This is a genomic window from Roseateles terrae, assembly GCF_014192155.1.
In the GTDB taxonomy this organism is placed as follows: Bacteria; Pseudomonadota; Gammaproteobacteria; order Burkholderiales; family Burkholderiaceae_C; genus Roseateles; species Roseateles terrae.
Genome location: NZ_JACHXO010000005.1, coordinates 338,834 through 364,643, shown reverse-complemented (window position 1 = coordinate 364,643; position 25,810 = coordinate 338,834). Strand labels below are relative to the sequence as shown.

Sequence of the window (25,810 nt, the reverse complement as noted above, 5' to 3'; positions counted from 1 at the left end):
TCACGCCCACAGCTCCGCCACCGCGCGCTCGATGCGCTCACCCGACGCCGTGTCATCCAGCGGATTGCGCCGCAGCCGATGCCGCAGCGCCATCACCGCCACTGCACGCAGATGCGCCAGCGTGACCTCCGTCGCGGCCTCCAGCGCTGCCATGGCCCGCGCCGCACGCATCAGCGTCAGCTCTCCGCGCAACCCGTCGCTGCCAACGGCCACACACAGCTCTGCCGCTCGTCGCAACACGGGCTCCTCCACCGCGAGACAGCCCACCCGGTCCCGCGCCTGCAGGATCTGCCGGCGCACCTGCGCATCCGCCTTGCTCCATTGCGCCGCGAAGGCTGCCGGATCGCGCTCGTAGGCATCGCGCCGCCGCACCACCTCGACGCGCGCGTCGATCTCCCGAGGGGTCGCGACCTCCACCGACAGCCCGAAACGGTCCTGCAACTGCGGTCGCAGTTCACCTTCTTCCGGATTGCCACTGCCGATCAGCACGAACCGCGCCGGATGCCGCAGGCTCAGCCCGTCCCGCTCGATGACGTTCTCGCCGGAGGCCGCCACATCAATCAGCAGATCGACCAGATGGTCTTCCAGCAGATTCACCTCGTCGATGTAGAGGAAGCCGCGATGGGCCCGCGCCAGCAAACCCGGCTCGAACACCTTCACCCCCTGTGACAAGGCCCGCTCCAGATCCAGCGCACCGAGCACCCGGTCTTCACTGGCACCCAGCGGCAGATCCACCACCGGCACCGGCCACTGATCCACTTTGACCCGACCCGCGGCCTTGAGGCGCGCGCAGTCCTCACACACCGCATCCGTGTCCGGATCGCAGTGATAGCGGCACCCGTGCACCGCCCGCATCTTTGGCAGCAAGGCAGCAAGGCCGCGCACCGCCGTCGACTTGCCGGTGCCCCGGTCGCCGAGCACCAGCAGCCCGCCGATGGCGGGCTCCACGGCGGCGATCAGGATGGCGCGCTTCATCTCGTCCTGTCCAACCAGGGCGGAGAAGGGATAGGGAATGCTCATCTCAATGCCCTTCCTTTAAATCCTGCTCGCTGGCGTGGCGCCGCGCGCGACGCACCGCATTGAAGGCCAGCAGTGCCAGCAGCGGCACGCTCAAGCCGACAAACAGGTCTACATCCAGCTTCAGGCCGAGCGACCGTCCGCCCTTGGCCACATAGCCGACCACGCCCGCCATGTAATAGACGATCGCCGCGATCGACAGACCTTCCACCGTCTGCTGCAGCCGCAGCTGCAGCTTGGCCCGCCGGTCCATCGACGCCAGCAGCGCCAGGTTCTGCTGCTCCCGCACGATGTCGACCCGGGTGGAGAGCAGATGGCTGGCCTGCGCCACCCGCTCGGAAAGGTCGTGCATCCGCCGCGACACAGTGGCGCAGGTGGCGACCGCCGGCGTGAAGCGGCGGCTCATGAATTCATCAATGGTCTGCAATCCGGTGAGCCGCCGCTCCCGCAGTTCGTCGATGCGGGTGCGCACCAGCTCGGCATAAGCGCGACAGGCGGCGAAACGGAACTGGCTGGCGGCCAGGCCGCTTTCGATCTCGGCGGCGAGCCGGGTCAGTTCCTGCAACAGCTGCTCGTCCTTGGCAGACTCACGTGCACGACCCGGCTGGTTCACAGGAGTCACTGGAGTCGCCGAACTCGCAAGGCGGGCATGTCGCCCCTGCTCCGCCTGCCCCGCTGGACCTGTCGGGCCCGTCGGGCCCGCCGCAATGCTGTCCGCCAGCGACGCCAGCGACCGCTCGATGGCCAGCAACCGAGGCGACAGTCGCCGCGCCAACGGAAAGGCCAGCAAGGCCATCATTCGGTAGGCCTCGATCTCAAAGAGCCGCTGCAGCATGCGGCCCGCCACCAGCGGCGTGAACCCCTGGTCGATCATCAACAGCCGACCGAAGCCATCGGCATGGATCAGGAAATCGGAGTAGACCAGACCCGCCCCATCGCCGAGCGCGCTGCCCACCACCGTGCGGTCGCCAAAGGACTGGCGCAGCAGGTCCCCCAGTTCCTGGCCTTCCGCTGGCGAGAGCAGCTCCGCATGGCCGGCGTACACCGTCAGACCGGGAACGCCGGCCAGCCAGCCCGAGGGCAGCTCGCCCGCAGCCGTCTCCGCAAAGGGGACCGGACCGGCCGACGGCATCAACAGCGTATAGCTGGAAAACTCCCCATGCCGCTCCCACTTCAGCCGCAGCGTGCCCAGCGTCCCGCTCCAATGCACCGCATCGGCCCCTGGCCCCAGTTGGGCATGCTGACGGCACAGGCGACCCAGGTGCGCCAGTTCGCGCTCCCGCTCATCGGCATCCACCAGCACCGCGATATAACTCGCCCGCCCAGGCGCCAGCAAGGGCTCCGGTGGGCGGGCGTGGATCTCCATCGCGAGCGCAGCGCGCTCGGGGAGGTCGGCCGGCAGCAGCCTCATGGCGCGCTCCCGGCTCGGCGTGATGCCAACCGACCGGATTCCAACCGGCCTGTTTCGATCAGGCGCGCTTCGGTCAGGCCTTCTTCACATAGGCCGAGCACCACCCCTTGGCGGAGACATGCTTGCCCGCAAAAATCGGGCAGGGTCCGGAGGCCGCTCCGGCCTTGCCCTGGAACAGCGAGCAATTGCCGCAGGCCGAGCCCGGCACATACTTGGGCTGCTTGGCCTTGTCGATCTTGGACGCATCGGCGTGATAGCCGAGGGACACGGCCGTTGGATCCTTCTCGTCCACCATGGTCTGGGACCAGGCGGGACCGACCAGGAGTCCGGCTCCGGCCAGAGGGACAAGACGGATGAACTGGCGACGGCTGTTCATGGTGTGAGCCTTTCATGATCGCTGGCGACGCAAGGGTGGAGAAGCGACCGGTCGGCGCCAGCGGGCCCGAAGGTCGAGAACGTGATTCACTCCGGCGGCCACCAGGCAGGCAGCCACCCAGAGGACACCGGCACCGCCCAGGCCCAGCCGCAGGGCCAGGGCGAGGCTGATCCCGGCGAGTAGATTGGGCACCAGCCCCGGTGGCCCTGCTCGGCCGCGGGTCAAAAACCAGAGCAGTTCAATCAGGCTTGTGGCGAGCACCGCCTCACAAAGTCGCAACAAAAGCGCGTCATCGGTCATGACACACGCGCCAGGCCCAGCAGGTGGGCCATGTCCTTGAGGAAGATGCGCACATGGGCCATCGGTCTGGCGCGCACGAGGCGCTTGTGCATGTAGGCGTCGAAGGTCAGCTGCTGCACGTCACGGTCCCGGCAGATGCTGACGAAGCGTTCGCGGCGCCGGTCGTTGCGATACCAGAAGTGCTGCATCATCCCCAGCACCCAGAAGACACGGCCATGCTCACGCATGAAGCGCCGGCGGGCGGTGGCGAGGGCGCGCGGCTGGCCGGTCCGCAGCAACTCGGCGACAGCATCGGCCGCGAGACGGCCACCGAGCATCGCGTAGTAGATGCCCTCCCCCGACGCGGGTGCGACGACGCCGGCGGCATCACCGGCCAGCACCACATCACGGCCGTTGTCCCATCGGGGTAGCGGCTTCATCGGAATCGGCGCGCCCTCGCGGCGCAGCGTGCGGGCGTGGGTGAGGCCGGCGGTGTCCCGCAACTGCATGACGCCGCGGCGCAGGGAGAAGCCCTTGTCGGCACTGCCGGTGCCGACGCTCACACTGGCGCCATGCGGGAAGACCCAACCGTAGAAGTCGGGAGAAACACCGCCGCGGTAATGCACCTCACAGCGGCCGGGTGCATAACCGGGGGGCTTCGTCTCAGGGACAGCGATGATCTCGTGATAGGCAAAAACAAAGCGTCCCCGGTCCGCGCCGGGCACTTCCTGCTCTGCCACTCGGGACCGCGCGCCATCGGCCCCGATCACCGCTCGGGCGCGCACCTGCTGCGGTCCCTGTTCGGTCTGGAAGTGGACGATGCACGACCCATCGACATCACGGCTGATGCGGTCGAACCGTCCGATCTGTCGGATGGCACCATGGGCGGCCGCGCGGGCGCGCAGCCATTCGTCGAAGTGCTCGCGATCCACCATGCCGACGAAGCCGCCTTCGATCGGAATATCCACCCGGACCGATTGCGGCGACACCATTCGCGCGGCGGTGGCGCGCGCCACCAGCAGCTCATCGGGGATGGCGAAGTCCTGGATCAGGCGCGGAGGAATCGCACCGCCGCAGGGCTTGATGCGGCCCGCGCGGTCGAGCAGCAGGACGCGAAGGCCCTGCCGCGCAAGGTCATCCGCCGCGGTCGCGCCGGCCGGGCCGCCGCCGATGATGACCGCGTCCATCGCCGGCTGCATCGCCGGGTGGGCAGCGGTGGCCGCAGCCGTATCCGCAGGCGTGTCTGCAGGCGTGTCAGCCGGCGTGTCAGCCGGCGCGATGGCAGCCGGGTGGAAAGCCGGGTTTGGCGTACTCATGGTGCCCTCCGGAGATGCCCGATGAACACGGGCCTTGCAGACGCTGGCCGCGCTTCCACATGCGCCGCCAGCCAGGCCGCCACGAGAAACAGCAGCGCATTGGCGAGAAACACGAGCGCATAGGCGGGCCCGGTCGAATGCAGCAGCCATCGCGCGAGGTCACTGGCCGCCGTACCCACCAGACCGCCCAGCGCAAAAGCCTGGGCCTGCGCCGCGCCCCACAGGCCCATGCGCACGCCCTCCTGTCCGGGGCCGTGGGCGCCAGCCAACCCCATCATCGAACCGATGGCGGCGATGGAAAACGCTCCCGTGCACATGCCCAGCACCCACACATTGGCGGCGAGGGGCCAGCCCTGCCCGCCGATCCCGGACGCGACCCGTCCCGACCCGACCAGGCCCGCACCGACGAGCCCTGCCAGCGCCAGGCCGGAGGCCACACAGCCCCACACCGTCCATGTCCGCAGGCTGCCCCATCGCCCGCCAGCCCAGCGGCTGCCCGCCCCGGCGGCGAGCAGCATGCCCAACAGCGCGCCGCCATGCTGGGTGCCGGAGAGCTGCGTGGTGGCGCCCGGGGTCAGGCCGAACACCAGACCGGCGAACGGCTCCAGGATCAGGTCCTGCATGCTGTAAGTCAGCATCGAGACGAAGACGAAGATCGTGAACCGGCGCGCCCGCGGATCCGCCCAGGCATCGCGCAGCGCCTGACCAAAGGGGACGGGAACCGAAGGCGCCATCGGCATGCCGGCGGCGCCGCGGCCCTCCAGCCGATAGAGCGCCAGCGCGGCCACGCCCACCGCCGACAGCGCCACCCCGCCCGCCACCATCAGCAGACGATGCGGCGAGAACGGATCGAGCAGCCGACCGGACACACCGGCCGTCACGACAAAGCCGACGATCATCAGCATCCACACGGTCGTGGCCGCGGCTGCCCGACGCTCCGGCGCCACCCGCTTGGCCAGCAGGGTCAGCAGCGAGGTGCCGCTGGCCGCCACCCCCAGCCCGATCAGCCCATAGGCCAGCACTGCGAGTGCGATGCCGCCGGCCAGATGCAGGCCCATCAACACTGTGGCCAGTGCGGCCAGCCAGCCTCCCGCCGCCAGCGTGACCATGCCCCCAAGGATCCACGGCGTGCAACGCCGGCCCTGATCGGCTCCATGCCCCATGCGCGGCCGCGCCACCTGCACCACGTAATGCCAGCCCAGCAGCAGGCCGGGCAGCAGCGCCGGCAAGGCCATTTCCACCACCATCACCCGGTTGAGGGTGGAGGTGGTCAGCACCACGATGGCGCCGAGGGCCGACTGCACCAGCCCCAGACGGATCACGCCCGGCCATCCCATGAATCCGCTCATGTCATCACCCCTCGCAAGGCAAAGGCACTGACCAGCATGCCGGCCACGAACAGCGGCACACCAAAGCCGCTGTACCAACGAGCGCGCGACAGCGGCTCCGCCAGGAATCGATGCATCAGCAGTCCCTGCGCCACCAGCAGGCCAGCCACCGCCAGCGCATGCCCTGGCTGGCCCCAGGAGACCAGCAGGCCAATCACCACCAGCTGCGGCACGGCCATCACTGCACAGGCCACCTGCGCCGCACGGCCTGCGCCCAGCATGACCGGCAGCGAGCGGATGCCCATCTGCCGGTCCCCCGGGATGGACTTGAAGTCGTTCAGCGTCATGATGCCGTGGGCGCCAAGGCTGTAGAGCAGGGCCAGCGTCAGCGAACGGCTGTCCGGCCATTGCCCCATCGCCATCACTGCGGCGCCGGTCACCCAGGCCAGGCCTTCATAACAAAGCCCGCAGGCCGCATTGCCCCACCAGCCATTGCGCTTGAGGCGCAGCGGCGGCGCGCTGTAGGCCCAGGCCAGCAGCAGGCCCAGGCCGGCAGCAAGAAACCCCACCACGCCGATCTGCCATGCCAGCAGCAAGGACAGCAAGGTCCAGATCACTGCGATGTACAGCCCCCAGTGACCCGGCATGCGGCCAGAGGGTATGGGACGCTGGGGTTCGTTGATGGCATCGACCTCCCGGTCGAACCAGTCGTTCACCGCCTGGCTGGTGGCGCAGACAAAAGGCCCCGCCAGCAGCACTCCGGCCACGATCACCGGCCAGCGGCCCTCCACCGTCAGGCCCGACGCCACCACCCCACAAGCAAAGGCCCACATGGGCGGAAACCAGGTGATCGGCTTGAGCAGTTCGGCAATGGCCGACAGGGCGGGGCGCTGCATGCGGCCTATTCTGGGCCGATGCAGCGGGTTGTCAATATAGATTTACATTGAGCAGTGTCAGCTCAATGAGCGCTACCTGCGGTGCTAGTTGGAGGACATCGGATCGTCCTGGGTCGTGTCCCCCAGAATGCCGTAACGGCGCAGCTTCACATACAGGCTTTGGCGGGACAGCCCCAGCATTTCCGCAGCCGATGCGCGATGGTCACGGGTCAGTTCGAGCGCGGCTTCGATGCAGAGCTTTTCGATCAGGTCGGTGGTCTCACCGACGATGTCCTTGAGCGGCAGCCGGCCGACCAGCCCGGTCAACTGCTCCACCGAGCGTGGCAATTGCCGCGAGGGACGCGACTCCGCCGGCAGCCGTCGCGCCACATCCCGAATCGCAAAGCCCAGGCAGGCCTGACGGCCATCCGGCACCGCCACCGCCGACACTTCCACCGGGCTCGCCTCACCGAAGCCGCTGCGCAGCGTCGTGGGGAAGAGCCGCAGCACGCCGTGCTGACGCAGGTTGCCGATCAGCACACTCATGTCCACCGAGGTACGACCCAGCCAGCGGTCCAGCGGCTGGCCCAGCACCGATTCGCTGGGGGGCAACTGCAGCATGTCGCCAAAGGCCTGGTTGGCGCTGAGGATCCGCCCCTGCATGTCGGTCAGCACAAAGGCATCCGGCAGGGTGTTGACCACGTCCAGCAGCGAAGGTGAGCTTTCGCCGGCCGCCGCGGCGCCCTTGGCGGGAGCCGTGCCCTGCGGAGCCGAGAGACGGGCCAGCAGCAAGGTGGTGCTGTCCTGGCGGAAGGCGGATGCGCTCAGGTGCCAGTCCCCGACCTGTCCCGGCAGATGCACCGGCAGGTCTTCACAGCGTCCGCCGCTGCGGGCCTGGGCCAGCGCGGCTTGAGCGTCGGACTGGCTGTCCGCCTGGAGCAGCTCCAGCAGACTGCGGCCGATCAGCCGCTTGCTGGCGTCACCCAGTAGCTGGGTGGCGGCTGCATTGTGTTCAAACACGACGAGGGAGCTGGCGTCCAGCACCAGCACCGCGTCATCCACCGCTTCAAACAGCAGTCGGTACCGGGCTTCAGTGTGGCGCAGCCGCAGGTAGTCCCGCTCCATCGACTGCTGGGCATCCACCAGGCGCTGCTGCACCGCCGCCACTTCGCGCAGATCGCGTCCGAGCGCCAGCACGCCGCCCTGGGCGTCCAGCGGGACGATGCTGTAGCTCACCGGCAGATCGATGCCGCCGGACAGGGCGTGCGTCACCTGACGCTCCGGCATCATGGGCGCCGGCCCCAGCCCGGTGGCGGACGGCTGCGTGGCGCCAGCGGCCAGCATCGCCTGCACCTTGCCGCGGTTTTCGATGGTGACGGTTTCCACCCAGCGGCGTCCCACCCATTGGCGCAGCTCCGACAGCTCTGCCGCCGCCGAGGTGCCGAGGGACACGTCGCGGATCACGCCCTGGCTGTCGACCACCAGCGCCACGTCGGACGCGGCCGCGACGATCCGGGCCAGAAAGTCGGCATTCGTTCCCGCGAAGTGGCGCTCCGGCGCCTCAAAACGCTGGTGGGGGGCCGCTGTACCGTGGGTCTGCATCAATTTCCCTGTGATTACTCATCCCGAAGGATGAGCCCCGAAAACCATCTCATAACAATCGGTCGAACGATTCAATCACGATGGGGATCTCTTGCTGGATCCTCATTCACGCTGAGGGACCTGCCGCCGGACGGTGGATGTAGCGGCCAGTGCGCCATCGCACCGGATGCTGCATCGGTCCCGCTGCGGCATCGGGCATGCCTGACGGTGCCGTCAAGCCTGCCTGACGAGGGACGCGAGCCAGTGGTCCGCGAGGCTGACAGCAGCCTGCGCATCACTGGCCACGGCATCCGCTCCGCAGCGTTGCGCCAGATCCGGCATCAGGGCCGCCATTGGCCCGCCGACCATCACAAAGAGCCGGGCGTTGGCGGAGGCTCTTCTCATGTCAAGAATAGCAGACGCTATCTCTGGAAGGTGTTCGCTGGACGAGATTGACAACCCAAATAGATCGAAACGGTCACGGGCGAGCTGGCGCCGCAGGTCGGACCAGCCGGCGCCAGGTTCACAATCGACCGACCAGCCGCCCCGACTGAAGAACTCGGCGACGATGCTCAGGCCAAAGCTGTGCTGGGTGCCCGGCTCAGCCGCCAGCAGACAGCGGCGCGACGGACCGTGGACGCCCAGCATCGGCAGGTCGCGCTGGGCGTACTCATGCAACACCCGCTGCAGACGCCACAAGCCGATGGTGACTTCCGAGAAGCTGTAGCGGTCTTCCTCCCATTGCTGACCCATGTGGCGCGCACTGGCGGCCAGCAGATCCACAAACACCTGAGCCTGCGTGGCGCCCTGCGCCACCAGGCTGCGCACATAGGCAGGTGCGGCCTCGGCGTCGCCCTGCACGGCCAGCTCGCTGAGCCGCAGCACATGGGCCTGCGTGGGAAGGAAGGCCGGGGCAGGACGGACGGCACTGGGAGGGTCCACCCGGTGCATCAGCATCAGCCGCGGGATGATCTCCGCCTCGACCAGGCGGGTGAGTTGGTCTTCCGCTGCTTCGTCCAGCGACCCCGATGATGAGGCCGGCTCCGGCTGCGGCCGCAGGATCTGCGGTGGATCCCGGGCGGCCAGCAAGGTGTTGATCGTCAACGCATCCACGCAGCCACACGCCACGCCCTGCGGTTCTGGGTCCAGCCCGGCACGGCGCCGCTGCAGCGGCCGCCTGGCCTGCCGATTCGATGTCCATCCAGCCACCACGCGTCTCCTCTGGGGTGGATCGGCAGCATGAGGTTCCCTTGGGGTGGAAGGTCATTGGTTTCCACCCTCGGCGCTGGACAGCGTCAGAAATCGCCACTGCAAACCGGTGAGGTCTTCTGCTCTGAATCTTCTCGGGAGCAGCCCTGCCACCGCCGTAATCCGGGCGATGTGCGAACTGCCTTGGTGCACTTTCCCGCTCTCCGGTGCTCCCGTCAAGCTGTATTTCCCCCCCTCGCCCGCTATGTACATTTTTTATTACGTCAATCTGGATTGACACGCGAACGGGGCAGGCCTAGATTCGGCTCCATGTTGCAGCCCCTGCCCTCCACCCCCGTTCCGTCGGTGCCTGCGTCCCGGTCGGGGACGACGGAGGGGGCTCACGCGAGGTCGCAGACGCTTTCCCGGCCATCGCTTTACACCCCTGAGGAACGCGCGCGCCGTGACGAAACGCGCTGGACGCTGGTTCAGGGCGTGCTCGCGCCGGTGCAGTTCCTGGTGTTCCTGATCAGCCTGGGCCTGGTGGTGCGCTACCTGATGAGCGGCAACGGAGAAACGATGGCCGCCGCCTCCGTGCTGGTGAAGACGCTGCTGCTCTACACCATCATGATCACCGGCTGCATCTGGGAGAAGGTGGTCTTCGGCCGCTGGCTGTTTGCGCCCGCCTTCTTCTGGGAAGACGTCTTCAGCATGCTGGTGCTGGCGCTTCACACCGCCTATCTGCTGGCCTGGACCGGCGGCTGGCTCCGTGGACGGCCGCTGATGCTGCTGGCCCTGGCGGCTTATGCCGCCTATCTGGTCAATGCGCTGCAGTTCATCGTCAAGCTGCGCCAGGCGCGGCTGCAGGGAGCCCGGCCATGAATCCGGTCATTCCGATCCAGACAGACCGCGGCTGCCAGGAGGCGCCGGTGCTGCGCGAGCGCGGCCAGCGCGAAGTGTTCTGCGGCCTCACCGGCATCATCTGGCTGCATCGCAAGATGCAGGATGCCTTCTTCCTGGTGGTGGGCTCACGCACCTGCGCCCATCTGATCCAGTCGGCGGCCGGGGTGATGATCTTTGCGGAGCCGCGTTTTGCCACCGCCATCCTGGATGAACGCGACCTTGCCGGCCTGGCCGATGCCCAGGACGAACTGGACCGGGTGGTGCAGCGCCTGCTGGAGCGCCGGCCGGACATCCGGATGCTGTTCCTGGTGGGCTCCTGCCCGTCCGAGGTGATCAAGCTGGACCTCTCCCGCGCCGCAGCGCGCCTGAGCCAGCGTCATGCGCCGCGGGTGCGTGTCCTCAACTATTCCGGCAGCGGCATCGAGACGACCTTCACCCAGGGAGAGGATGCCTGCCTCGCCGCCCTGGTGCCCAGCCTGCCAGCACAGCCCCCCGAGGCCGCAGGGCATGCGCCCGAACTGCTGGTTGTGGGCGCGCTGGCGGATGTGGTGGAAGACCAGTTCCGCCGCCAGTTCGACGCGATGGGCTTGCAGCGCGTGGACTTCTTCCCCGCCCGCAGCTCCACGACGCTGCCGGCCATCGGTCCGCAGACGCGTTTCCTGCTGGCCCAGCCCTTCCTGGGCGACACCGCCCGTGCGCTGGAAGCGCGCGGCGCGCGCCATGTGCCCGCGCCCTTCCCGCTCGGTGCCGAAGGCAGCGCCGCCTGGCTCCAGGCCGGTGCGGCCGCCATGGGGCTGGACCGGGACCGCACCGCCGAAGTCATCGAGCCGTGGCGCCAGCGCGCCGGCCGTGCGCTGGAAACGCATCGACTGCGGCTTGCCGGCCAGCGCGTGTTTTTCTTCCCCGACTCGCAGCTGGAGATTCCGCTGGCGCGATTCCTGTCCCGTGAACTGGGGATGCAGCTGGTGGAGGTCGGCACGCCCTATCTGCATCGCTCGCACCTGGCCGAGGAACTGGCACTGCTGCCCAGCGGCACCGCCCTCTCCGAAGGGCAGGACGTGGAGCGTCAGCTGGACCGCTGCCGGGCCGCGCGTCCGGATCTGGTCGTCTGCGGCCTGGGTCTGGCCAACCCGCTCGAAGCCGAAGGACTGACGACCAAGTGGTCCATCGAGCTGGTGTTCACCCCCATCCACGGGTTCGACCAGGCCGCAGACCTCGCGGCCCTGTTCACCCGCCCGCTGCTGCGCCGGCAACGGCTGGCCGCCTGAGGACGCCGCCATGCAGCTCACACTCTGGACCTACGAAGGACCGCCCCATGTCGGCGCGATGCGCGTGGCCACGGCCATGCGCGAGGTGCACTACGTGCTGCATGCGCCGCAAGGCGACACCTATGCGGACCTGCTGTTCACGATGATCGAGCGCCGCCAGGAACGTCCGCCGGTGACCTACACCACCTTCCAGGCGCGCGACCTCGGCGGCGACACGGCGCAACTGTTCAAGGACGCGGTGAAGCAGGCCTACGACCGCTTCCGTCCGCAGGCCATGCTGGTGGGCGCCTCCTGCACCGCGGAGTTGATTCAGGATGATCCGGGCGGGCTCGCCGCGGCGCTGGACCTGCCCGTGCCGGTCGTCCCGCTGGAACTGCCCGCGTATCAACGCAAGGAAAACTGGGGCGCGGCCGAGACCTTCTATCAGCTGGTGCGTGCGCTGGTGGTGAAGCCAGGCACCCGCCGCGAGCGTGGCGCGCTGCCGCGCTGCAATGTGTTGGGGCCGACGGCGCTGGGCTTTCGTCATCGCGATGATCTGCGGGAGATCACCCAGCTGTTGGGGCAACTCGGCATCGAGATCAATGTCGTGGCGCCCTGGCAGGCGACGCCGGGCGATCTCGCCCGGCTGGCGGATGCGGACTTCAACGTGGTGCTGTATCCCGAGGTGGCGCAGACGGCCGCCGCCTGGCTCAGCCGCCAGCTGGGGCAGCCGTTCACCACGGTCATTCCCATCGGTGCACGTGCGACCGAGGACTTCATCCAAGAGGTTTGTGGGTTGGCAGGCGTTTGCGGGCACGCAGGCGCCGACGCCGAAGCAAACGCAAACGCAGCCGCAGCAGCAAGCGCGGCCCCCCTGCTTCAGCTCGATGCGGTCCGCGCCGCTTCCCGCTCGCCCTGGTACGCCCGCTCGGTGGACGCCAACTACCTCACCGGCAAGCGCGTCTTCGTCTTCGGCGACGCGACCCACGCCATCGCTGCCGCGCGGGTGGCCACGCAGGAGTTCGGCTTCGAGCTGGTGGGCCTGGGCAGCTACAGCCGCGAGTTCGGCCGCGAGCTCCGTGCCGCCGCAGCGCAGTACGGACTGGAAGCACTGATCACCGACGACTACCTGGAAGTGGAAGCCGCCCTCACGGCCGCCGCACCGGAACTGGTGCTGGGCACCCAGATGGAGCGCCACATGGCCAAGCGGCTGGGCGTGCCGTGTGCGGTGATCTCTGCGCCGGTCCATGTGCAGGACTTCCCTGCACGGCATGCGCCGCAAATGGGCTTCGAAGGCGCCAACGTGCTGTTCGACACCTGGGTGCATCCGCTCATGATGGGGCTGGAGGAGCATCTGCTGGGCATGTTCCGCGGCGACTTCGAATTCCACGCGGACGCGATGCCGTCCCATCTGGGTCACGCGGCGCGGCCGATACCGGTGCCCGTGGCCACGCCAATCGCAGCGCAAGGCGCCGAGGGTGTCCCCATGGCCACGGCACCGTCTGCATCCGTGCCCGCCGGCGTCCCCTCCGCCAGGGGCACCATCGAAGTCACCCCCCGGACGGCCCCGTGGGCCGCGGACGCCGAGCAGGAACTGCGCAAGATCCCCTTCTTCGTCCGCGCCAAGGCCCGTCGCAATACCGAGGCCTACGCCCGCAGCCGTCAGCTTCCGCTCATCACGCTGGAGACGCTCTATGACGCCAAGGCGCACTTCAGCAGCTGAGCGCCTGGCCCCGGCCATGAACGTGGTCATCGTGACCATGGACAGCCATCTGGCCAGCGCGGCCGAGCGCGCGCATGCCGTGCTGGCGCAAAGTCTGCCCGGTCTGCGGCTCACGGTGCACGCCGCGGCGGAATGGGGTGACCAGCCGGAGGCGCTGGCGCGCTGCAAGGCGGACATCGCTTCGGCGCACATCGTGATCGCCTCGATGCTGTTCCTGGAAGATCACTTCATGCCGGTGCTGGCCGACCTCCAGGCGCGCCGGGATCACTGCGATGCGATGGTCTGCGCCATGTCCGCCACCGAAGTGACCCGGCTGACCCGCATGGGGGGCTTCGACATGAGTGCGCCGGCCAGCGGTGCCCTGGCCTTCCTCAAGCGGCTGCGTGGCAAGCCCCCCGGCAAGGAGGGACGCGGCGCCAGCGCCGGCGCGCAGCAGATGAAGACGCTGCGCATGCTGCCCAAAATCCTGCGCTTCATCCCCGGCACCGCCCAGGATGTGCGGGCCTATTTCCTGACCCTGCAATACTGGCTCGCCGGCTCGCAGGACAACATCGCCAACATGGTGCGGCTACTGGTGGAGCGGTATGCCGAGGGCCCGCGCCAGGCGCTGCGGGCCACGGCCCGGCCGCAGCAGCCGATCAGCTATCCGGAGGTGGGGCTCTACCACCCGCAGATGCGCCACCCCAGCGCCACCGGCCTGCTGGCCACGTCGCTTGAGGCGCTGCCCCTGATGGCCACCACCGGCGCTCGCGGCACGGTGGGCCTGCTGCTGATGCGGTCGTATCTGCTGGCCGGCAATGCCGACCACTACAACGGCGTCATCACTGCGCTGGAGGCGCGCGGCCTGCGGGTGATCCCGGCGTTTGCCACCGGTCTCGATCAGCGCCCGGCCATCAGCGCCTACTTCCAGGATGACCACGGACACGCCCGCATCGATGCCTTGGTGTCCCTCACCGGCTTTTCGCTGGTCGGCGGGCCGGCCTACAACGACGCCAAAGCCGCCGAGGATGTGCTCGCGGCGCTGGACGTGCCCTATCTGGCGGTGCATCCGGTGGAGTTCCAGACCCTGGACCAGTGGGGCGGCTCCGCGCGCGGCCTGCTGCCGGTGGAATCGACCATCATGGTGGCCATTCCCGAGCTGGACGGCGCCACCGGCGCGATGGTGTTTGGGGGCCGGGCCAACGGTACCCGCATCGCCTGCACCGGTTGCAGCCATGCCTGCCGCTTCGACAATGTGGTGGATGCCCACGACATGCACAGCTGCATCGAACGAGCCGATGCACTGGCCAGCCGGGTGGGCAAGCTGGTGGATCTGCGCCGCAGTGAGCGGGCGGGCCGGCGCGTTGCCGCCGTCATCTTCAATTTCCCGCCCAATGCGGGCGCGACCGGCACGGCGGCCTTCCTCTCGGTCTTCGAATCGCTGCACAACACACTGCTGCGCCTGCAGCGCGAAGGCTATACGGTGGAAGTGCCGGGCTCGGTCGACGAGCTGCGCGAGCGACTGATCCACGGCAATGCGCAGCGCTTCGGGGCCATGGCCAACGTGCATCACCGCATTCCAGCGAACGAGCATCTGCGCCGGGAGAAGCATCTCAAGGAGATCGAGGCGCAATGGGGCCCGTCGCCCGGCAAGCAGCAGACCGATGGCAGCCATCTGCACATCCTTGGCGAGCGCTTTGGCAATGTGTTTGTCGGCATCCAGCCCGCCTTCGGCTATGAGGGCGATCCGATGCGGCTGCTGTTCGAGCAGGGCTTCGCACCGACGCATGCGTTCTCCGCCTTCTACCGCTGGCTGCGGGAGGACTTTGCCGCCCATGCGGTGCTGCACTTCGGTACCCACGGCGCTTTGGAATTCATGCCCGGCAAGCAGGCCGGCATGTCGGCCCGTTGCTGGCCGGACCGGATGATTGGCGACCTGCCCAATTTCTATCTCTACGCCGCCAACAATCCGTCCGAAGGCAGTATCGCGAAGCGACGCGCCGCCGCCACGCTCATCAGCTACATGACGCCCCCGGTGACGGAAGCGGGCTTGTACAAGGGTCTGGTCGAGCTGAAGGAAATGCTGGAGCGGCATCGTGGCCTGGAACCGGAAGCGATCGAGGAACGCGCGGAACTGGCCGTGATGCTGCAGGCGCAGGCGGCCCTGCTCGATCTCGCCGAGGCGGAACCGACCTGGTCCGGGGCCCCTGGTGCCCCCGACAACGCGGATGCTGCCATCGCACGCCTGGGCGACGCGGTGCTGGAACTGGAATACACGCTGATCCCCCACGGCCTGCATGTGGTCGGCCGTGCACCCAGCCCGGCGGAGCGGGTGGACCTGCTGATGTCCTTTGCCGATGCGTCGGAAGGTGTGAAGCTGGACCGTAGCGTGGTCGAAGCGCTGGTGGCCCAGGGTGTTCCGGCGGACGCTTCGGTCTCCTCCGCCCGCCCCGTCGAGGGTCCCGCCCCGCTGCCCGACCGCGCCCTGCTCGAACGCCTGGTCGAGATGGACCGTCTGATGTCCGAAGACCACGAACTCGATGGCATCGTCCAGGCCCTGGACGGTCGATTCCTGCGTCCCGCGCCCGGCGGCGACCTGCTGCGCACGCCCGCCATCCTGCCGACCGGCCGCAACCTGCATGGCTTCGACCCGTTCCGCCTGCCCAGCGCCTATGCGGTGAAGGATGGCGCCCGTCAGGCGCAGCGTCTGCTGGAGCGCCATCAGGCGGGCGGCTTCCCGCTGCCGGAATCGATCGCGATGGTCCTGTGGGGCACGGACAACCTCAAGAGCGAAGGGGGCCCGATCGCCCAGGCGCTGGCGCTGATGGGCGCCCGGCCGCGGCAGGACAGCTACGGCCGGCTGGCCGGTGCCGAGCTGATTCCGCTGGCCGAGCTGGGCCGGCCGCGCATCGATGTGGTGATCACCCTCTCCGGCATCTTCCGCGACCTGTTGCCGCTGCAGATCCGGCTGCTGGCCGAGGCGGCCTTCCTGGCGGCGAGCGCCGACGAGGCGGAGGACCAGAACTACCTGCGCAAGCATGCCCTGGCCTACCAGCGCACGAACGGCGGCGACCTGGAAGCGGCGTCGCTGCGGGTGTTCGGCAATGCCGAAGGCGCGTACGGCGCCAACATCAACAGTCTGGTCGACAACAGCCGCTGGCAGGACGGTGATGAACTCGCCGAGACCTACAGCCGCCGCAAGGGCTTTGCTTATGGCCGCACCGGGCGTCCGGTGCAGCAGGCGGCGCTGCTGCAAAGCGTGCTGGCGGACGTGCAACTGGCCTATCAGAACCTGGATTCGGTCGAGCTCGGCGTGACTACCGTGGACACCTATTTCGACACACTGGGTGGCGTCAGCCGCGCCATCCGCCGGGCCAAGGTCGCCCGCGAAGGCAGTGGCGCGGCGCAGACGCCCGTCTACATCGGTGACCAGACGCGCGACGGCCTGGGGGGTGGCACGGTGCGCACCCTCAGCGAGCAGGTGGCTCTGGAAACCCGCACCCGCATGCTCAATCCGAAGTGGTTCGAGGCGATGCTGGAGCACGGCTACGAAGGCGTGCGTCAGATCGAAGTGCATGTGACCAACACCCTGGGCTGGTCCGCCACCACCGGGCAGGTCGCCCCCTGGGTGTATGAGCAGCTCAGCGCCACCTTCATCCTCGACCCGGCCATGCGCGAGCGCCTGGCCCAGCTCAATCCGACGGCCTCCACGCGCGTCGCCCATCGCCTGCTGGAAGCCGTGGACCGCGACTACTGGCAACCCGACGCCGCCACGCTCGAGGCCCTGCGCCAGGCCGGCGACGAACTGGAAGACCGCCTCGAAGGCGTCATCGACAACACCGAGAAGGCCGCCGCATGAGCACCATCACCGTTCCCCTGAGCGACATCGGCCAGCGACGGCCCGATGGCGCTGGCAGCGTGCAGGTCCAGATGGATCCCGGCGTGCAGATCGGCACCGCCAAGTGTTTTGCCATTTACGGCAAGGGCGGCATCGGCAAGAGCACGACGTCCAGCAACCTGTCGGCCGCCTTCTCCAAGCTGGGCAAGCGGGTGCTGCAGATCGGCTGCGACCCCAAACACGATTCGACCTTCACCCTGACCAAACGCATGCTGCCCACCGTCATCGACGTGCTGGAGACGGTCAACTTCCACGCGGAGGAGCTGCGGGTCGAGGACTTCGTCTACGAGGGCTATAACGGCGTCATGTGCGTCGAAGCCGGCGGCCCGCCTGCGGGTACGGGCTGCGGCGGCTACGTGGTGGGCCAGACGGTGAAGCTGCTCAAGGAGCATCACCTGCTGGAAGACACCGACGTCGTCATCTTCGACGTGCTCGGCGATGTGGTGTGCGGCGGCTTTGCCGCACCGCTGCAGCATGCGGACCGGGCGATGATCGTGACCGCCAACGACTTCGATTCCATCTTCGCGATGAACCGCATCGTGCAGGCGATCGGCGCGAAGGCGAAGAACTACAAGGTGCGGCTGGGCGGTGTCATTGCCAACCGCAGCGCCGCCACCGACCAGATCGACCGCTACACCGAACGCACCGGCCTGAAGCTGTCGGCGCAGTTCCCGGATCTGGACGTGATCCGCCGCAGCCGTCTCAAGAAGTCCACCCTGTTCGAGATGGAGCCGTCGCCGGAGCTGGAGAAGGTGCAGCAGGAATACCTGCGCCTGGCCGCGTCGCTCTGGACCGGCGGCGAACCCTTTGAAGCGGTCCCGATGAAGGACCGCGACCTCTTCGACCTGCTGGGATTCGACTGATGAGCCACTCCGACTACCTCGAGAGACGCGGCCAGATCGAGGCCTACTTCGACCGGACCGCGGCCGACGCCTGGGCGCGGCTGACCTCCGATGCGCCCGTGGGCCGGGTGCGGGCGAGCGTGCGTGCCGGCCGCGACCGGATGCGGGGCACGCTGCTGTCCTGGCTGCCGACGGACCTGCGCGGCCGCCGCGTGCTGGATGCCGGCTGCGGCACCGGTGCGCTGGCGGTGGAAGCCGCGCGGCGCGGGGCCGAGGTGCTGGCCATTGACCTCTCGCCGACACTGGTGGACCTGGCCCGCGAGCGCCAGCCTCGCTTTGACGGCGGGGGCTGCATCGACTTCCGTTCCGGCGACATGCTGGACCCGGCGCTGGGCCAGTTCGATCATGTGATCGGCATGGATTCGCTGATTCACTATGAGCCGGCCGATGCCGTGGCCGTGCTGGCGGATCTGGCCGAGCGCACCCGCCATTCGGTACTGTTCACCTTCGCCCCCAGCAATCCGGCGCTGCAGATGATGAAGGCGGTGGGCAAGCTCTTTCCCCGGGGCAACCGGTCGCCGGCCATCGTGCCGGTGGCGGAGCATCGCCTGCACCGGCTGATCGGCAGCCATCCGCGGCTGCTGGCCTGGGACCAGCGCCGCACCGAGCGGGTGTTCAGCGGCTTCTATACCTCCCAGGCCCTGGAGCTGGTGCGACCATGAGCCTGCCCCGCCCCCCCTCCGCCGCGACGGGCCCTCAGCGCCAGGCGCTGACGCTTCACCAGCGCCAGGCGCAGACGCTTCACCAGCGCCTGGCGCTGAAGTGGACGCGCCTGAGCCTGAGCTTCCTGCCTTTTGCCGATGTGGCCACCACCGAGCTGCCATGGCCCCGCCTGATGCGGCTGGCCCTGTTCCAGGTGTCGGTGGGCATGGCCTATGCGCTGCTGGTGGGGACGCTCAACCGGGTCATGATCGTGGAGCTGGGGGTGTCGGCCTGGGCGGTGTCGGTGATGGTGGCGCTTCCCTTGCTGGTTGCGCCGCTGCGCGCCCTGGTGGGGCACCGCTCCGATACCCATCTCTCGGCGCTGGGCTGGCGACGGGTGCCCTACCTCTGGTTCGGCACGCTGCTGCAGTTTGGCGGGCTGTCCGTCATGCCGTTTGCGCTGATCCTGCTGCAGCCCGGTGCGGAGGCCAGCGCCCAGCCCGGCGGCGTGCTGGCCGGGCGGCTGGCCGCGGCGCTGGCTTTTGTCCTGGTCGGTGCCGGCATGCAGACGACGCAGACGGCAGGCCTGGCGCTGGCCACCGACCAGGCGCGGCCGGACACCCGTCCGCGGGTGGTGGCGATGATGTATGTGATGCTGCTGCTGGGCATGGTGGCGGCCAGCGTCTGCTTCAGTGTGTTGCTGCAGAGCTTCTCCCCGACGCGGCTCGTGGCGGTGGTGCAGGGCGCCGCGCTGACGACGATGGTGCTCAACACCATCGCGCTGTGGAAGCAGGAAGCCCGCGGCAGCGTGCCGCGCGCGGCGGCGCAGGGCGACGGCAACGGCGACGCCGACGCCGCCAGGCCGACCTTCCGCGACGTCTGGCGTCGCTTCGCCGCCCAGCCGCACACCCGGCGTTTCCTGGTGGCGGTGGCCCTCGGCACGGCGGCCTTCAACATGCAGGACATCGTGCTGGAGCCCTACGGCGGTGCGATTCTCCATCTGCCTGTGGCCGCCACCAGCCTGCTGACGGCCGGCATGGCGCTCGGGTCGGTCATCGCCTTTGCGCTGGCGGCACGGCTGCTGGCGCGCGGGGTGGATGCACATCGACTGGCCGCCCTGGGGCTGTTGATCGGCATTGCTGCCTTCTCGGCGGTCATCTTCGCCGCGCCGCTGGCGTCCGGCTGGCTGTTCCGGCTGGGCAACCTGCTCATCGGCCTGGGCGGCGGACTGTTTGCGGTCAGCACCCTGGTGGTGGCCATGGGGCTGGAGAGCAGCAGCGGCGCCGGACTGGCCCTGGGCGCCTGGGGCGCCATGCAGGCCACCGCTGGCGGCCTGGCCGTGGCCCTGGGCGGCACCCTGCGTGACGGCTTCGAAGCCCTGGCGGCGAACGGCTGGCTGGGGCCGGCCATGTCCGAACCGCAAGTGGCCTACAGCGTTGTGTATCACCTGGAGATCGCGCTGCTGTTTGGCACGCTGATCGCCATCGGTCCCCTGGTGCGCCGCACGGCCGCATCCCCACCGTCCCGCCAGCGTATGGGGCTGGCCGAGTTTCCAGGCTAGGAGGCCTCCATGCAAACCGGTGCCATCACGGGCTATATCGACGTGGCCCAGCTCGTGCTCTACGCGTTCTGGATCTTCTTCGCCGGGCTCATTTACTACCTCCATCGCGAGAACAAACGCGAGGGGTATCCGCTGGAGTCGGACCGCTCGCGGTCGATCACGGTGCAGGGCTGGCCGGCGGTACCGTCGCCCAAGATATTCCGGCTGGCCAACGGCGACACGGTGGAGGCGCCCAACGCCCGCCGAGACAACCAGCCGCCGCTGCACGAAGGGGCTTATCGCGGTTCGCCGCTGCAGCCGGATGGCGATCCGCTGCTGGCCGGCGTCGGTCCCGGCGCCTGGGCGAACCGGGCCGATGTGGCGGACCTCACCTACGAAGGCGTGATCAAGATCGTGCCGCTGCGGGTGGCGCCGGGCTTCGGTGTGGCGCCGCAGGATGTCGATCCGCGCGGCCTGCCGGTCCTGGGCGCCGACGGCGTGGAAGGCGGCCGCGTGGTGGACCTCTGGGTGGACCGCTCCGAGATGCTGTTCCGCTATCTGGAGATGGACGTGCCGGGCGCGGGCCGGGTGCTACTGCCGATGAATTTTGCGAAGGTGCACGACCGCCACATCCGCGTGCGCGCCATCCTCGGCCACCAGTTTGCGCGCGTGCCGGCCCTGCGGCAGCCAGAGCAGGTGACGCTGCGGGAAGAGGAAAAGATCATGGCCTATTACGGCGCCGGGACGCTCTATGCCACCCCGCAGCGTCAGGAGCCGCTGCTGTGAGAGCCACCGCCCCCCTCGTCAACCTGCTGGCCCCGGCGCACGAGCACGAGTTTGAGGCCACGCCGGGATTGCCGGAGGCCTTGCCGGACGGCGAGCAGGTGCTGTGGCAGGGCGCCCCGGACGTCCGTCTGCTGCTGAGGCAGGCCATGCATCTGGATCTGGTGGCGGGCTATTTCGCGCTGCTGCTGGTGTGGCGCGCCGGCTCGAGCTGGGCGGACGGCCAGAGCCTCGGCCAGATCCTCAGTGCCCTGGCCGGCATGCTGCCGCTGATGCTGCTGGCCGGCGCCCTGCTGACCGGCATGGCCTGGCTGATTGCGCGCACCACCGTCTACACCCTCACCAATCGCCGCGTGGTGATGCGGGTGGGCGTGGTGCTGAGCATCACCTTCAATCTGCCCTTTGCGCAGATGCTGTCCGCGGGCTGGCGCCCCCGGGGCCGCGGCGGCGACATCGTGCTGAGCCTCGCAGGCAAAGACCGGATCGCCTATCTGCATCTGTGGCCCCATGCCCGGCCGTGGCACCTCAACCGCACCCAGCCGATGCTGCGGGCCTTGCGCGAGGCGCCTGCCGTGGCGGCTCTGCTGGCGCAGGCCTTGAAGGACGCGGAAGCGGCGCGCCGAGCACTGCCAGCCCGAGCGGTGGTGGTGGATCCGACGCGGCAGGAGGCACCGGTGGACCCCGCGCCTCCCGAGACGGCGTCCCGCGACCCTGGCGCCATCGGCGCCGTGCCGGCCTGAATCATGGACAGCACTGCCCACAGCAAGTTGCCCACCCTGCCACTGGCGGCCCTCGGTGCACTGGTGCTTGTGAGCGTGCTGGGCGTGGCCGCCGTGCGTCTGGCCGGTGTCAGCGCCCAGCAGCGTCCGGACGCGGTCACCCAGCAAAGCCGTGCGCTGCGCTTTGAAGACGGCGCGGACGGCAGCATCGCCGTGCGGGACGCCCGCACCGGTGTGCTGCTGGACACGGTCGCGCCCGGCACCAACGGCTTCCTGCGCAGCGCCATGCGCGGGCTGGTGCGCGAACGCAAGCGCCAGGGACTGGGCCCGGAGCTGCCCTTTGAACTGCTCGGCCGTGCCGATGGCCGCCTCACGCTGGTGGACCCGGCCACCCAGCGACGCATCGATCTTGAATCCTTCGGGGCCAGCAATGCGGCAGTGTTTGTCCGCCTGCTGCCCCATCCGTCACCAGGAGACCCTCATGTCGCCCAGCGCTGAACTTCAGACCCCGGAAGATGCGGCCCGTCTGGCCAAGGCCGAGACGATGCTCACGCCGCGTTTCTACAAGACCGACTACGCCGCGATGGACCGGCTCGACATGAACCCCATCCGCGCCGAGTGGGACGCGATGATGGCGGAGTACGAAGGCGACAACAATCACGACCACTTCCTGCGCACGCCCGAATTCGCGGCGGAGGTGGCGGCCCTGTCGGCCACCTGGTCGCCGCAGCTGCGACGGGACTTCCAGGACTTCCTCGTCAGCTCCCTGACCAGCGAATACTCCGGCTGCGTGCTCTACAACGAGATTGCGAAGAACGTCAGCAACCCCGACATCCGGCAGCTGATGCGCTACCTCACCCGCGACGAATCGCGGCATGCCAACTTTATCAACCAGTCGTTGAAGGACTTCGGCCTGCAGGTCGATCTGGTCGGCCTCAAGCGCACCAAGGCCTACACCTACTTCAAGCCCAAGTACATCTTCTACGCCACCTACCTGTCGGAGAAGATCGGCTATGCGCGCTACATCAGCATCTACCGTCAGCTGGAGCAGCACCCGGACCGGCGTTTCCATCCGATCTTCAAATGGTTCGAGCGCTGGTGCAACGACGAGTTCCGCCACGGCGAGTCCTTTGCCCTGATGATGCGCGCCCAGCCGCACCTGCTGCGAGGCGGCAACCGGCTGTGGATTCGCTTCTTCCTGCTGGCGGTCTACGCCACGATGTATGTGCGGGACCATACCCGGCCCTGGCTGAGCGAAGCGCTGGGCATGGACCCGACCGAGTACGACTACAAGGTTTTCGACATCACCACCGAGATCTCCCGCCAGGTCTTCCCGCTCAGCCTGGACACCGACCGGCCGGCCTTCCGCACCGGCATGACACGCCTATGCGAGATTGCCGCGGCGAATGACCGGGCCCAGGCGCAGGGCGGCGTGTGGGGCCGGCTGAAGCAGGGCTGGTGCGCCGTGCAGGCGACGCTGTGTTTTGCGCGGCTCTATCTGCTGCCGGTGAAGTCCCATGAGCTGCCGCGCGAGATGCGGGTGGCGCCGAGCTGGTAAGCAAAGCGGGTTCCCACCATGCAACACGGCTGGCCTGCGCTTTACGTTCTGCTGCTGTGGTGGTTCAGCACCGGGGTCATCCTCTACCTGAACGGACTGCCCCGCGCGACGCATCCCTGGACGATGGGCGCGGCGACGGTGCTGCTGGGCATCGCCCTGCTGGGCGTGGGCGTGACCGCTGCGGACACCCGCGTGACCGGGGCCTATCTCGCCTTCACCGCCGCGCTGATCGTCTGGGGCTGGCAGGAGATCGGGTTCCTGCTCGGCTATGTGACCGGCCCGCGACGGGATGCCTGTCCACCGGACGCCACCGGCTGGCGCCGGGCGGGGCATGCGGTGATGGCGATCCTCTATCACGAGCTGGCGCTGATCGTGCTGGGCCTGGCGGTGCTGGCGCTGACCTGGGGACGGCCCAATCAGGTGGCCACCTGGACCTTCGGGGTGCTGTGGCTGATGCGGCTCTCCGCCAAGCTCAATGTGTTCTTCGGCGTGCGCAACCTGAATGAGCAGTTCCTGCCGGAGCATCTCCGGTATCTGCACAGCTACTTTCGGCAGCGGCCGGGGAATCGGTGGTTTCCGGTCAGCGTCATTGGGGTGACCGGGCTGTCAGTGGCGGCCTGGCATGGGGCGGTGTCGCTGAGCGTCGAAGCCTTTGAGGTGACGGCCTGCAGCTTCGTGGCCATGCTGCTGAGCCTGGCGCTTCTGGAGCACTGGTTCATGGTGCTGCCCCTGCCGAGTGAACGGCTCTGGGACTGGGGGATGCGGTCACGGGCCGGGAGGCCGACGGCGGAGTAGCAGCTGGAGTGGCGGCTGGGGTGGCGGCTGGGGGCGGCTACGATGAGCGACTTGCTGCATCTGTTTCCGACCCGCGAGCGCCCGCCATGACTGCCCTTCAAGAGCTCCTGAACGCCGCCCTGTCCGACATGCGGCAGCAGCGGTACGCCGAGGCCGCCGCCCTGCTGGCGCCGTTTGCGCACGTGCAGTCCAGCGAGCTGCAGCGCTATTACGGGGAAGCCCTGCGCCGCAGCGGTCGGCCCCAGGAGGCGGTCGGGCCGCTGATGCAGGCGCTGGCCTTGAAGATGGACGATGTCGACGCCTATCTGCAACTGGCCTTCGCCCTGCAGACGCTTCAGATGAAGGCGGAAGCGGCCGAGTGCTTCCGGACCGTGGCCACGCTGCAGCCGGCCAGCGTCATGGCACAGGCCTATCTGGCGCACGGAGATCAGCAATGCGCCCGGTGGGCGGATTTCGAGGCGAATCTCGTCGCCCTGCATCAGGCGATCGAAGCCAAGCCGGACGACGCGCAGGACGAGTTCGGGGTGCCCTTCACGCTGGTCGGGCTGCCTCATCAGCCTTCGCAGCTGCTGAAAGTCGCCCGGATGAGCACGCGTTATCTGAGTCGCGGCCTGCAGCCGCTGCCGCCGGTGCCGGCCCGCGCCAAGGCGCCGGGGGAGCGGCTGCGCGTCGCCTACCTGTCCGGCGACTTCCACGCACACGCCACAGCGGCGCTGCTGGTGGAGACACTGGAGCAGCATGACCGCGAGCGGTTCGAGGTGATGCTGGTCTCGCACGGGCCGGACGATGGCAGCGCCCTGTCGCAGCGGATCCGACGGGCCGCCGGACATCTGCTGGACGTGTCGGCGCTGAGTCTGGACGGCATTGCCCGCGCACTGCGCGATGCCGCGGTGGACATCGTCATCGACCTCAAGGGCCACACGGCCGGCAGCCGCTTCACTGCGCTGGCCAGTCGGCCGGCGCCGGTGCAGGTGAGCTGGCTGGGGTTCCCGGGCACCAGCGGCGCGGACTTCATCGACTACCTCATCGGCGACCCTGTGGTGACCCCGCATGCCCACGCGCCCGACTACAGCGAGACCATCGCCCAGTTGCCGGGCTGTTATCAGCCCGGTGACAGCCAGCGGCAGATCACGCCACTGCCGCGCGCCCGCTGGGGTCTGCCCGAATCCGCCCTGGTGCTGCTGGGCGCCAATCCGGTCTACAAGATCACCCCGGCGGTGTGGGACACCTGGATGCATCTGCTGCACGCCCTGCCCGAGGCGCTGCTGTGGCAGCTCAGCGGCGGCGATCAGGCGGACGCACAGCTGCTGGCCGAAGCGGCGCAGCGCGGCATTGGCCCGGACCGGATCCTGTTCATGCCCCCGGTGGACATGGCCACCCACTGGCAGCGGCTGGCGAGCGCCGACATCGCCCTGGACACCTGGCCCTGCAACGGCCACACCACCACCAGTGATGCACTGGCGGCGGGCGTGCCGGTGGTGACGCTGAAGGGGGATGGATTCGCCGGGCGGGTGGCCGCCAGCCTCCTCACCGCTGCCGGGCGCCCCGACCTGATTTGCGAGACCCCGCAGGCGTATGGCGACCGGGTCTGTGCGCTGGCCAGGGACGGCAGCCGGGCCTTGCCGATACAGCCCTGGATCGACTCGCGGCAGTTCGCCCGCGATCTGGAAGCCCTGTACGAGCGCATGTGGGCTCGCGCCGTGCAGGGGCTGCCCCCTGCGCCGCTGTGAGGCGGTGGTAAAGCGGTGGT

General features: G+C 68.7%; 22 protein-coding genes. 13 read left to right on the top strand and 9 right to left on the bottom strand.

The window, feature by feature from the left end; genetic code table 11:
* From bchI to FHS28_RS15685, 9 genes are all read right to left on the bottom strand, one after another.
* The gene (gene bchI, locus FHS28_RS15725) at positions 1–1,020 is read right to left on the bottom strand and encodes a magnesium chelatase ATPase subunit I (RefSeq protein ID WP_088452125.1); all 1,020 of its coding nucleotides are present in this window, start codon (positions 1,018–1,020) and stop codon (positions 1–3) included.
* A 1-nt stretch (position 1,021) separates the two neighbouring features.
* Entirely contained in the window at positions 1,022–2,428 is a 1,407-nt protein-coding gene (locus FHS28_RS15720; protein ID WP_088452123.1) for a DUF3422 family protein, read from the bottom strand.
* A gap of 73 nt (positions 2,429–2,501) precedes the next feature.
* Entirely contained in the window at positions 2,502–2,804 is a 303-nt protein-coding gene (locus FHS28_RS15715) for a high-potential iron-sulfur protein (protein ID WP_088452121.1), read from the bottom strand.
* A 12-nt stretch (positions 2,805–2,816) separates the two neighbouring features.
* Positions 2,817–3,104 (bottom strand): hypothetical protein, encoded by a 288-nt coding sequence (locus tag FHS28_RS15710; RefSeq protein WP_246410163.1) that lies wholly within the window; start codon positions 3,102–3,104, stop codon positions 2,817–2,819.
* Entirely contained in the window at positions 3,101–4,399 is a 1,299-nt protein-coding gene (locus tag FHS28_RS15705; RefSeq protein ID WP_246410162.1) for a geranylgeranyl diphosphate reductase, read from the bottom strand. Before FHS28_RS15705 ends, FHS28_RS15710 begins: the two co-directional genes overlap by 4 nt.
* Complete coding sequence (locus FHS28_RS15700; protein ID WP_088452117.1) at positions 4,396–5,748, bottom strand: BCD family MFS transporter; 1,353 nt, start codon at positions 5,746–5,748, stop codon at positions 4,396–4,398. Before FHS28_RS15700 ends, FHS28_RS15705 begins: the two co-directional genes overlap by 4 nt.
* Positions 5,745–6,623: a chlorophyll synthase ChlG gene (chlG, locus tag FHS28_RS15695; protein ID WP_088452115.1), complete on the bottom strand. Its 879-nt coding sequence runs from the start codon at positions 6,621–6,623 to the stop codon at positions 5,745–5,747. Before chlG ends, FHS28_RS15700 begins: the two co-directional genes overlap by 4 nt.
* 84 nt (positions 6,624–6,707) lie before the next feature.
* Complete coding sequence (ppsR, locus tag FHS28_RS15690) at positions 6,708–8,204, bottom strand: transcriptional regulator PpsR (RefSeq protein ID WP_088452113.1); 1,497 nt, start codon at positions 8,202–8,204, stop codon at positions 6,708–6,710.
* 213 nt (positions 8,205–8,417) lie between these two features.
* Positions 8,418–9,296 (bottom strand): cobalamin B12-binding domain-containing protein, encoded by an 879-nt coding sequence (locus FHS28_RS15685; protein ID WP_184294984.1) that lies wholly within the window; start codon positions 9,294–9,296, stop codon positions 8,418–8,420.
* A gap of 405 nt (positions 9,297–9,701) precedes the next feature.
* On the opposite strand from FHS28_RS15685, the gene bchF reads away from it, so the two are divergent.
* From bchF to FHS28_RS15620, 13 genes are all read left to right on the top strand, one after another.
* Positions 9,702–10,253: a 2-vinyl bacteriochlorophyllide hydratase gene (gene bchF, locus FHS28_RS15680; RefSeq protein WP_088452109.1), complete on the top strand. Its 552-nt coding sequence runs from the start codon at positions 9,702–9,704 to the stop codon at positions 10,251–10,253.
* Positions 10,250–11,542 carry a ferredoxin:protochlorophyllide reductase (ATP-dependent) subunit N gene (locus tag FHS28_RS15675; protein ID WP_088452107.1) on the top strand — a complete coding sequence of 431 codons (1,293 nt, stop codon included), beginning with the start codon at positions 10,250–10,252 and terminating at the stop codon, positions 11,540–11,542. The genes bchF and FHS28_RS15675 overlap by 4 nt, the downstream gene beginning before the upstream one ends.
* A 10-nt stretch (positions 11,543–11,552) precedes the next feature.
* Positions 11,553–13,244, top strand: a complete 1,692-nt coding sequence (bchB, locus tag FHS28_RS15670) for a ferredoxin:protochlorophyllide reductase (ATP-dependent) subunit B (RefSeq protein ID WP_088452105.1) — start codon at positions 11,553–11,555, stop codon at positions 13,242–13,244.
* Positions 13,245–13,260: 16 nt separating this feature from the next.
* On the top strand, positions 13,261–17,082 hold the full coding sequence (locus tag FHS28_RS15665) for a magnesium chelatase subunit H (protein ID WP_246410161.1): 3,822 nt from the start codon (positions 13,261–13,263) through the stop codon (positions 17,080–17,082).
* Complete coding sequence (gene bchL / locus FHS28_RS15660) at positions 17,079–17,984, top strand: ferredoxin:protochlorophyllide reductase (ATP-dependent) iron-sulfur ATP-binding protein (protein ID WP_088452101.1); 906 nt, start codon at positions 17,079–17,081, stop codon at positions 17,982–17,984. Before FHS28_RS15665 ends, bchL begins: the two co-directional genes overlap by 4 nt.
* Entirely contained in the window at positions 17,984–18,685 is a 702-nt protein-coding gene (gene bchM / locus FHS28_RS15655; protein ID WP_088452099.1) for a magnesium protoporphyrin IX methyltransferase, read from the top strand. Before bchL ends, bchM begins: the two co-directional genes overlap by 1 nt.
* The gene (locus FHS28_RS15650; protein ID WP_088452097.1) at positions 18,682–20,226 is read left to right on the top strand and encodes a BCD family MFS transporter; all 1,545 of its coding nucleotides are present in this window, start codon (positions 18,682–18,684) and stop codon (positions 20,224–20,226) included. Before bchM ends, FHS28_RS15650 begins: the two co-directional genes overlap by 4 nt.
* Before the next feature lie 9 nt (positions 20,227–20,235).
* Positions 20,236–20,991 (top strand): photosynthetic reaction center subunit H, encoded by a 756-nt coding sequence (gene puhA, locus FHS28_RS15645; RefSeq protein ID WP_088452095.1) that lies wholly within the window; start codon positions 20,236–20,238, stop codon positions 20,989–20,991.
* Positions 20,988–21,728 (top strand): photosynthetic complex putative assembly protein PuhB, encoded by a 741-nt coding sequence (gene puhB / locus FHS28_RS24465; protein ID WP_088452093.1) that lies wholly within the window; start codon positions 20,988–20,990, stop codon positions 21,726–21,728. The genes puhA and puhB overlap by 4 nt, the downstream gene beginning before the upstream one ends.
* Before the next feature lie 3 nt (positions 21,729–21,731).
* Positions 21,732–22,205: a photosynthetic complex assembly protein PuhC gene (gene puhC / locus FHS28_RS15635; protein WP_184294981.1), complete on the top strand. Its 474-nt coding sequence runs from the start codon at positions 21,732–21,734 to the stop codon at positions 22,203–22,205.
* Entirely contained in the window at positions 22,189–23,265 is a 1,077-nt protein-coding gene (acsF, locus tag FHS28_RS15630) for a magnesium-protoporphyrin IX monomethyl ester (oxidative) cyclase (protein ID WP_088452089.1), read from the top strand. The genes puhC and acsF overlap by 17 nt, the downstream gene beginning before the upstream one ends.
* A gap of 18 nt (positions 23,266–23,283) precedes the next feature.
* The gene (puhE, locus tag FHS28_RS15625; protein WP_088452087.1) at positions 23,284–24,060 is read left to right on the top strand and encodes a putative photosynthetic complex assembly protein PuhE; all 777 of its coding nucleotides are present in this window, start codon (positions 23,284–23,286) and stop codon (positions 24,058–24,060) included.
* An 86-nt stretch (positions 24,061–24,146) separates the two neighbouring features.
* Positions 24,147–25,790 carry an O-linked N-acetylglucosamine transferase, SPINDLY family protein gene (locus tag FHS28_RS15620; protein WP_088452085.1) on the top strand — a complete coding sequence of 548 codons (1,644 nt, stop codon included), beginning with the start codon at positions 24,147–24,149 and terminating at the stop codon, positions 25,788–25,790.
* Positions 25,791–25,810 lie beyond the last annotated feature (20 nt).